This window comes from Acinetobacter geminorum (assembly GCF_013009345.1).
In the GTDB taxonomy this organism is placed as follows: domain Bacteria; phylum Pseudomonadota; class Gammaproteobacteria; order Pseudomonadales; family Moraxellaceae; genus Acinetobacter; species Acinetobacter geminorum.
Window position 1 is genome coordinate 39,479 of the sequence record NZ_JABELE010000021.1, and the last position, 7,792, is coordinate 47,270.

The following is a 7,792-nucleotide window of genomic DNA, read 5'->3' on the forward strand; positions in this document are numbered from 1 at the left end:
TATAGTCCTCAATTACTGATATTACTGTTTTTTATACTTTCCAGTAAAAATGACAGCGTTAGCAGTAAAGATTGGGAAAATTATTCGTCAGAAAAGAACCGAATCAAGCATTACTCAAGAATCATTAGCTTTAAAATGTGAAATAGATCGTAGCTATTTAGGGCGTATCGAACGTGGAGAAGTCAATCTGACAGTAGATAAGCTGTATCAAATCGCACAGGTTTTACAAATTAGCCCCAAAGACTTATTACCAGATTAAAATAGTTTTTTGAACGACACATTTAGTCGCAGAACCTATTATTTTTCTGATTGGCTTAGTTTTAGAATTTTTGTTTTGCCAAGTACTTCCTGTACTTTAAAATCATCATGCAAAACTTTATACAGAGCCTAAACAATAGAAATTCAGCCATGAATGGCACAACTAGCTTACTAGTTCTACCACTCATACTTTGACTTACAATTAAGCAGTTTGTGGCGTTTTGGACTTTTCGATAAAACGCCCAAACATCAACCCAATCTCAAAAAGTAGCCACATCGGAATCGCCAACATTACCATACTAAGAGCGTCTGGTGGCGTAATAAACATCGAAACAAAGAAACAGCCAACAATCACATAACGTCGATTTCGAGTCAGTGTTTCCACGGAAACTAAGTTCACCAAAATCAATAATAATGTCGCTACAGGCACTTCAAAAGTTACCCCAAAGACCAAAAATAATTTCAAGCAAAAACTCAGATAGCTATTAATATCAGTCATTGGTGCAACTGCCTCGGGTGCTGCATGTAAGAAAAATGCCAACACTGCAGGTAAAGTTATAAAGTACGCAAACGAGATACCAACATAAAATAATACAATACTTGATACGAGCAATGGTACTGCAATACGTTTTTCTTGCTTATACAAAGCTGGCGTGATGAAAAGCCAAATCTGGTACAGAATGTATGGCATCACCACGATTACTGCGATAAAAAAGCTGAGCTTAAATGGTGCCATAAATGTCGTGGTAATATCCGTGGCAATCATGGTCGCATCTGCAGGAAGCTGTAAACGCAAAGGCTTTGAAAGCACTTCATACAAGTCATTGGCAAATGGAATCATGCTAAAGAATGCGGCAAAAACCGCAATCAATATCCGCATCAAGTATTTACGCAGTTCAATCACATGCGACATCAATGGCATAGACTGCAACGGCTGATCACTTTGTTGAGTTTGTGAAGAAGCCATCATCTACTCTCCTATACTTTGTGCAGGTTGTTGAGCAGCTGGATTACTTTGCCCTTGTTGCGCTTTTGTACTCGCAATATCTTCAGCACTCTTTCTCATTTCAACCAACTGCTGTTGCATATCTCGTTCTACTGCACGGATTTGATCAAGTTCACGCTGAACTTGTTCTTTCATCTCGAGCAGATTGAGCTCCTTCTCAATATCGTGCTGCACGCTATGCATTAAGCGTCGAGCTTTTCCATACCATCGCCCTACTGTACGCATTGCTTGTGGTAACTTGTCAGGACCAAGCACCACAATAGCGACAATACCAAACAGTAAGATTTCACTAAATCCCATATCTAACATTGGTTAAACCACCTTTATGCCAAATGATGAAAATTACTTTTGCGTATGTGACGCATCTCGAACGGTATGACTAGACACATCAATCACCGAAGTATCTTCGGCAAGTAGTTTTTGATCTTGATCTTCATTTTTTACTGAATCTTTAAAATCCTTAACCGCACCACCTAGGTCACGACCCAGCCCTTTGAGCTTCGATGTACCAAAAAGCAAAACAACAATAATCAAGAACAATAAAATATGCCAAATTGATAGACCTGCCATTTCACAACCCTCACCTAAACAAAAAAATAACTTAAAATAAATACTACACCAAAGAACTTAAAAATAAATAAAAAATTAAAAATAAATTATTGTGTCGTCAAATTTTAATCAACCATTATCAGGAAAATTAATTCACACTTTTATTTTACAAGTCTTTATCTAAAACATATAGTAACTGATGCTTATTGAGCTTAACTACAGCTTTAGCTGTATACAATCGAGGATCAACGCATGAACAATACAATACTTACCACCTTATTATTTGCTTTATTATCATTAAGTTGTGCAAAGGCAAGCGATAGTGGCATATCACACAACACAAAGTACACGACTACTAAAAGCAGTATTATAGACAGCCAAAACCCTCCGAAAAACAATCAATCAGAAGGATATTCAAAAGCATATGAAAGGTGCATATCAGACCACAAACAAGGATTCAACCTTGCAGTAGATTGTACGCAAAAAGAATTGGAAGATATTAATAATAAAATAAATAAAATAAATAAAATATTAGATAATAAAAAACCTCACATAAATAAAAAAAGCATTCAATCTAAATATGAAAATTATGAAAGAATGATGTGCAATGATTTAATGAATACATCAAAATTGACTAAATCCAGCTCAATCACACGATCGCAGTGCAAACTTTCACTTCGTCAAAACTATTTAGATAATTTACAAAATATACTTTCACCACAGCGACTAGAATAACCACCAGAACAATAACTGAAACGGTGTTACCCCACTGTGGTTGAGATCAGTCTAGTAAATATTTTGTTTGATCAGACAGAAATTCCTTTGTTTTTAGCTGATCTAAACGTTTTTAAGGATGAATCTGAGCAACTTTATATAAAAATCTATACAGAAGATCTCTTTGGTTTATATCGCTTAAATATTTCAGATCAATTTCCCTCAGGCTACATGTATGAACATGTTGAAGGAAGTTTAATATCTATTAAGACTCATAGTTCAACTATTTCTTTCGAGGAAAAAATGGTGAAAGATCCAGTTAGGATCCATTATGTTGATGGTTCAATGAGTTATAACTGTTATTTGATCCAAATAAATTTAATAGACAATACCTTCGATGTAGATGGTTTGAATCAAATTAATTGGACTGTAGATATTACTAAAGAATCAATGGGGAAAGCCCAAACTAAAAATACTGTCCAATTTCAAACTTTGAGTATGATTCAAGATCAATTTGAAATAATAATTAATGATGATGGCAGTGGTGAAATTGCTGATCTAGTCGCTTTAAGACAAGAGAATAACGAAATAATTCTAAGTTTATATCATTGTAAATATTCAAGTTCGCCTGAAGCTGGTCGAAGATTAGCTGATATGTATGAAGTTTGTGGACAAGCTCAGCGTTCTATACGTTGGAAACATGCGGGTCTAAAACACTTATTCAAACATATCAACGGTCGTAACAATAAATGGCTATCTGAAGGTTTTAGTAGATTTGTAAAAGGTGAGTTAGCTGACTTAGAAAAATATAGAAATATGGCAAATACGATGCCAATTAAATTAGAGGTAACAATTGTTCAGCCCGGCTTAAGTAAATCAGTTATTACCGAAGAGATATCAAAGTTATTAGCATGTACTGAATCGTACATAAAGAAAACAACAAGAGCTGACCTAAAAGTTTGGTGTTCGACATGAGCCTTGTTTTAATCTAATAATTGAAATGAACCAAATGCTTTATCGATTTGAACCATAGATTTAAAATGGAATCGGTTTTTTATGACTTATTTGGTTGTATTTTGATCTAGTTTTTCTATATTTTATGACTAAAATTATGACTAAAAGAAAATATAAAATAAGTCTTTAAAAATAAAGACTTATTAATCTAGTCATAATCTTGGTCACATCTTTCACCAAGGTTAAGTTTCATCCTAACCCTAAAAACAGAGAGAAACGTCGCGCGCTCTCCTATTCATAAAAAATCCATTTTATATCAGTATGTTGTGAGCACTTACACCCGAGACTGGATCGTTTTGCCTTTCATGGGAGAATGATTAAGGGCGCTAAAGTATCATCCTAATTTTCGCCCAGGCTCGAAAAATACGGTAAATGGTGAAAATAAAAATTCATCCTTTTCCGATGTTGCCCGTTCCAACACGTAAGCAGTCAGTCAGAAAAAACACATAGATCCAATCCCTAGCGAGCATTGAGCTCTCTCATCCGTGCCAACTGCTCCAACCCTTGGACGCCCTAAATGCTTACCCAAAAAAATCAACATCTTCTTTTAAAAACACAATCAAAAATGACTCCCTTATATCCATTTAACCTAAACAGCCTTCCCCCCACTGCACTAGCTAGGGCTCGTAGTTCGGCGCAAGGCTGAAGTCGCTTGACTGCTTCGCTGTGCAGATCCATGACCCACTTTCCATCAAACTCCCGGTTGTAGTTCCACAAGCATCTCGCGAGTCTTGCCGGCCCGCTCCACTAACAAGACCACAACATCTCCAACGTTCTTGTCGTCTAGCCGGGCCTGTAATGTGGTGACGTCGTCGACGGCGATACCGTCGATGCTGATAACGCGATCGCCGGGCACGATGCCGCCTGCGGTGACCTCGACGCCGACGAGCCCGGCCCTGTGCGCCACCGAGCCCGGCGTCACGCGCAATACGAATACGCCCTTACTACCGGTCAGCGCCTGCAGACGCGCGTTGAGCTGCTCATCCACCTCGATGCCCAGCGCCGGACGGATGTACTTGCCGGTCTTTATGAGTTGCGGCACCACGCGCATGACGGTATCCACCGGCACAGCGAAACCGATGCCAGCGGACGCGCCCGAAGGGCTGTAGATGGCGGTGTTGATGCCGATCAGCCGCCCAGCCGAATCGAGCAGCGGGCCGCCGGAGTTGCCGGGGTTGATAGCGGCGTCGGTCTGGATCAGGTGATCGATGGCAGGCCCGCCCCCTTCGCCGTCGAGGGTGCGGTCGAGCGCCGAGACGATGCCGGTGGTGAGCGTCCAGTCCAATCCGAAGGGATTGCCGATAGCGAACACTTTCTGCCCGACCTTGAGGTCGGCACTGGTGCCCACCGGCACAGCTGGCGGGCGCTTGAAGCCGACGCCGATCTTGAGCACGGCGATGTCGTGCTCGGGGCTGGCGCCCACCAGCGCAGCCTGATAATCGCGACCGTCGGCCAGTTTGACCGTGGCAGACGATGCCCCCTGGATGACGTGGAAGTTGGTCACCACGTGGCCGGCATCGTCCCAGATGAAGCCGGAGCCGGTGCCGCGCGGCACGGAAAAGACATTGCGCGACCAGACGTCACGCACCAGTTGCGCCGTGGTGATGTAAACCACCGACCCGCGCGATTTCTCGAACAGTTGGATGGTGGTCTGCTCGTCTGCCGCCAGATCACCACGCGGTGTCACCGTGCGCTCGGCCGCTTCGCGCGGACTGAACCAGGCTTCGATGGCAGGCAAGAACTGCCACAGCAGCATGAGTGCGGCGATGCAGCCAGTGATGACGAGCCAGCGCCGGATGAATCGGTCCGGCGCCGGGCGGCTGTTGAGATCGGGGTAGGTCATGCCATTCTCCTTGTTGAAATCAGCGCCAGACACCGCTGGCGCGCCAACGCGGTGGGCGTGGCGCCAAGGGGATGTCCGGCAGAAATGGGCTGGAATGAAGCGGTTGCGGTGCCATCGAATCAGCCAATTCCCGCAAGCGTTGGATGCGCTCTGTCGTCGCCGGATGCGTGCGCAACCAGGAGGGTTCCGGGTTGCCCCATCCGGGCAGCAGCCAGGCGCGACTCTCCCGCTCGATCTTGGCGAGCGCCAAAGCCAATCCCTGTGGGTCGCCGGTCAATTCGGCGGTGAGCCGGTCGGCGTCGAATTCGCGCACCCGCGACAAACCCAGTTGCGCCAGCAGCGCGAGCTGCGGCGAAACGGCCAGCAACAGCAGCGCCGGCCACTGGATAGCGACTGTGCCCCACAGTAAGGCCGGCAGGCTGAAGAGGAGCATGATTTGCCCCAACAAGGCCAGAAGATGGGTGAGCCGGCTGATGGAATCGGCCAGCCCCATGACACGCAAATCCTCGTTCGCAATATGCGCGATTTCGTGGCCGAGCACGCCGGTCAACTCGCGGAGCGTGAGGCTACGCAGCAGACCGTCGGTCAGCGCGATGGCCGCGTGATGCTTCGTACCGGTGGCGAAGGCGTTGACGACCCCGCTGGGCACGTAGTGCGGTACCGGCACGGCAGGCAACCCGGCCCGCGCCGCCAGTTCGCGCAACACAGCCCAAAGATCGGGCGCTTCATTCGGGTGCAGAGGGCGTGCGCCATACAGCCGCAGGGTCAGCCCGGAAGCCGCCGCCGGTTCGAGCAGCAGGGTGAACCCCGCGGCCGCCAGCGCCAGCCACAGAGCGCTGTCACCCAACAGCAGGCTGCCGGCGACGGCGGCAATCCCGAGCAGGGTCAGCACCAACAGCGCGGTTTGCAGGCGATTGAGCCAGCGATGCCGCGCGCCGGCAGCCTGCGCGTGGCGCCGATCACGATGGCTCATTTGGGCTTTCCCCAGCGGCCCGGTCATCGCGCTCGCGCAGCAGCCAGTAAGTCGCCCCGAGGGCCAGCATCGCGCCTGCGAGCGCCGCGATCTTGGCGGGGCTGGTCTCCGGGTCGAGGATCACGAACTTGCGCGCCAGGGCGATCAGCCCGATCAGGATCACCGTCTTGACTTGGATGATGCTATCGCGGCGCAAGGCCACCCGCACGATGGAATGCTTAAACTCCATGGCGATGAGCAGCGTCATGATCATGCCGAACACGGTCTGGAAGACCTTGTGATCGAGCGGATTGAACGCATCGATGACCAGCAGGCTGAAGACGATCGAGATCAGCTGCAGCAGCGAGACCACGATGATCACGGCAATGATTGCGGACAGCGCGAGCGCGATCACCTGTTCGAAGCGCTCGTAGAACGTCATCACTGCCCATTGGGCACGAAATGTTTTGATCGGGTCCGGTTGCTTTTCCTTCATCGCCATTCCTCTCAATTCTGAAATACTTGTGCGCCCACAACTTGGTTGCGCCCTTGTCTTTTTGCCTGGTAGAGCGCGCTGTCCGCCTGCTGCATCACCTGCTCGGAAGAGTTTAAGCAGACGTCAAGGGGGGCCACCCCCATGCTGGCGCTATAGCTGATCGACACCTCTCCACACACCACCGCTGTCGTCGCAACGTCTTGACGAAATCGCTCCGCCCATACTTGGGCGTCTTCAATCGATGCCGCTTCCAACAACACAGCGAATTCCTCCCCCCAATCCGGGCAGCCATGTCGGTTGCGCGAATGTGTTCCCTCAACCGTGCAGCAAAGTGCTTGAGCACCTCATCGCCGCACCCGTGTCCATATAGTAAGCACGCAAAAAAACCAATACAATACCGATATGAGTTATCCAATACATTTTAGAAAGAAAATATTAGCCAAGCTTGAAGAAGGCCAATCTATTCGAGCGGTTGCTCAGCACTTCGAAATTGATAAAAATACAATTGTCGAATGGAAAAAAGCGAATCGAAATAAAAAGAACTCGACCAAGAAAACCATCTAAAGTTGATGATGATGCCTTACGTGCAGATGTTGAGCAATATCCTGATGATTATCAATATGAACGCGCTGCTCGTTTTGGTTGTGGTATTTCTACAATTGGAGATGCGCTCAAGGATCTAAATATCACAGTTAAAAAAAGACCTTACTGCACCCGAAAGCAAAAACAGAACTCAGAGAGCAGTATTTAAAAGATTTAAACCGATTAAGGTATCAACACCCAATCATCTATCTTGATGAAAGTGGATTTAAATCTCATGAACATAGACCTCATGGTTATTCAAAACAGGGAAATCCTTGTTATGGAACATATAATTGGCAATGGCTTTGTTGCACAAACCTATCTCTAAAGGCTTATTCCACAATATAATTTTCAAATGAATAAGTCGACACCTAAAAT

At 46.3% G+C, this 7,792-nt stretch carries 9 protein-coding genes and 2 pseudogenes; 4 read left to right on the top strand and 7 right to left on the bottom strand.

From position 1 onward, the window contains the following. The first annotated feature begins 49 nt into the window (after nt 1-49). Entirely contained in the window at nt 50-259 is a 210-nt protein-coding gene (locus tag HJG58_RS16650; RefSeq protein WP_002123499.1) for a helix-turn-helix domain-containing protein, read from the top strand. A gap of 201 nt (nt 260-460) precedes the next feature. Here HJG58_RS16650 and tatC read toward each other — a convergent pair whose 3' ends face one another. The 3 genes from tatC to tatA are packed head-to-tail and all read right to left on the bottom strand — an operon-like array spanning nt 461 to nt 1,834. Continuing rightward, the gene (gene tatC / locus HJG58_RS16655; RefSeq protein ID WP_425426815.1) at nt 461-1,225 is read right to left on the bottom strand and encodes a twin-arginine translocase subunit TatC; all 765 of its coding nucleotides are present in this window, start codon (nt 1,223-1,225) and stop codon (nt 461-463) included. A 3-nt stretch (nt 1,226-1,228) separates the two neighbouring features. Next, entirely contained in the window at nt 1,229-1,573 is a 345-nt protein-coding gene (tatB, locus tag HJG58_RS16660) for a Sec-independent protein translocase protein TatB (protein ID WP_002123497.1), read from the bottom strand. Between the two features lie 33 nt (nt 1,574-1,606). Then, nucleotides 1,607-1,834: a Sec-independent protein translocase subunit TatA gene (tatA, locus tag HJG58_RS16665; RefSeq protein WP_002123495.1), complete on the bottom strand. Its 228-nt coding sequence runs from the start codon at nt 1,832-1,834 to the stop codon at nt 1,607-1,609. A 231-nt stretch (nt 1,835-2,065) separates the two neighbouring features. On the opposite strand from tatA, the gene HJG58_RS16670 reads away from it, so the two are divergent. Beyond that, on the top strand, nt 2,066-2,548 hold the full coding sequence (locus tag HJG58_RS16670; RefSeq protein ID WP_004740156.1) for a hypothetical protein: 483 nt from the start codon (nt 2,066-2,068) through the stop codon (nt 2,546-2,548). Nucleotides 2,549-2,584: 36 nt separating this feature from the next. Continuing rightward, nucleotides 2,585-3,502: a hypothetical protein gene (locus HJG58_RS16675; RefSeq protein WP_170249646.1), complete on the top strand. Its 918-nt coding sequence runs from the start codon at nt 2,585-2,587 to the stop codon at nt 3,500-3,502. 730 nt (nt 3,503-4,232) lie between these two features. Here the strand turns inward: HJG58_RS16675 and HJG58_RS16680 are convergent. The 4 genes and pseudogenes from HJG58_RS16680 to HJG58_RS16695 form a co-directional block, all read right to left on the bottom strand. Next, entirely contained in the window at nt 4,233-5,384 is a 1,152-nt protein-coding gene (locus HJG58_RS16680) for a S1C family serine protease (protein WP_000221973.1), read from the bottom strand. A gap of 19 nt (nt 5,385-5,403) precedes the next feature. Further along, nucleotides 5,404-6,357 carry a zinc metalloprotease HtpX gene (locus HJG58_RS16685; protein WP_032007497.1) on the bottom strand — a complete coding sequence of 318 codons (954 nt, stop codon included), beginning with the start codon at nt 6,355-6,357 and terminating at the stop codon, nt 5,404-5,406. Continuing rightward, nucleotides 6,344-6,832: a phosphate-starvation-inducible PsiE family protein gene (locus tag HJG58_RS16690; RefSeq protein WP_017401780.1), complete on the bottom strand. Its 489-nt coding sequence runs from the start codon at nt 6,830-6,832 to the stop codon at nt 6,344-6,346. The genes HJG58_RS16685 and HJG58_RS16690 overlap by 14 nt, the downstream gene beginning before the upstream one ends. 11 nt (nt 6,833-6,843) lie before the next feature. Then, nucleotides 6,844-7,175, bottom strand: a pseudogene (locus HJG58_RS16695) (GGDEF domain-containing protein). A gap of 59 nt (nt 7,176-7,234) precedes the next feature. Here HJG58_RS16695 and HJG58_RS16700 point away from each other — a divergent pair. Continuing rightward, nucleotides 7,235-7,583: pseudogene (locus HJG58_RS16700) on the top strand (IS630 transposase-related protein). Nucleotides 7,584-7,792: the final 209 nt, after the last annotated feature.

Excerpts from the sequence above, each read along its gene's own strand:
- HJG58_RS16690 (WP_017401780.1), bottom strand. The coding sequence starts at position 6,832 with ATGAAGGAAAAGCAACCGGACCCGATCAAAACATTTCGTGCCCAATGG.
- HJG58_RS16650 (WP_002123499.1), top strand. The coding sequence starts at position 50 with ATGACAGCGTTAGCAGTAAAGATTGGGAAAATTATTCGTCAGAAAAGA.
- HJG58_RS16680 (WP_000221973.1), bottom strand. The coding sequence starts at position 5,384 with ATGACCTACCCCGATCTCAACAGCCGCCCGGCGCCGGACCGATTCATC.
- HJG58_RS16670 (WP_004740156.1), top strand. The coding sequence starts at position 2,066 with ATGAACAATACAATACTTACCACCTTATTATTTGCTTTATTATCATTA.
- HJG58_RS16685 (WP_032007497.1), bottom strand. The coding sequence starts at position 6,357 with ATGAGCCATCGTGATCGGCGCCACGCGCAGGCTGCCGGCGCGCGGCAT.
- tatB (WP_002123497.1), bottom strand. The coding sequence starts at position 1,573 with ATGTTAGATATGGGATTTAGTGAAATCTTACTGTTTGGTATTGTCGCT.
- tatC (WP_425426815.1), bottom strand. The coding sequence starts at position 1,225 with ATGGCTTCTTCACAAACTCAACAAAGTGATCAGCCGTTGCAGTCTATG.
- tatA (WP_002123495.1), bottom strand. The coding sequence starts at position 1,834 with ATGGCAGGTCTATCAATTTGGCATATTTTATTGTTCTTGATTATTGTT.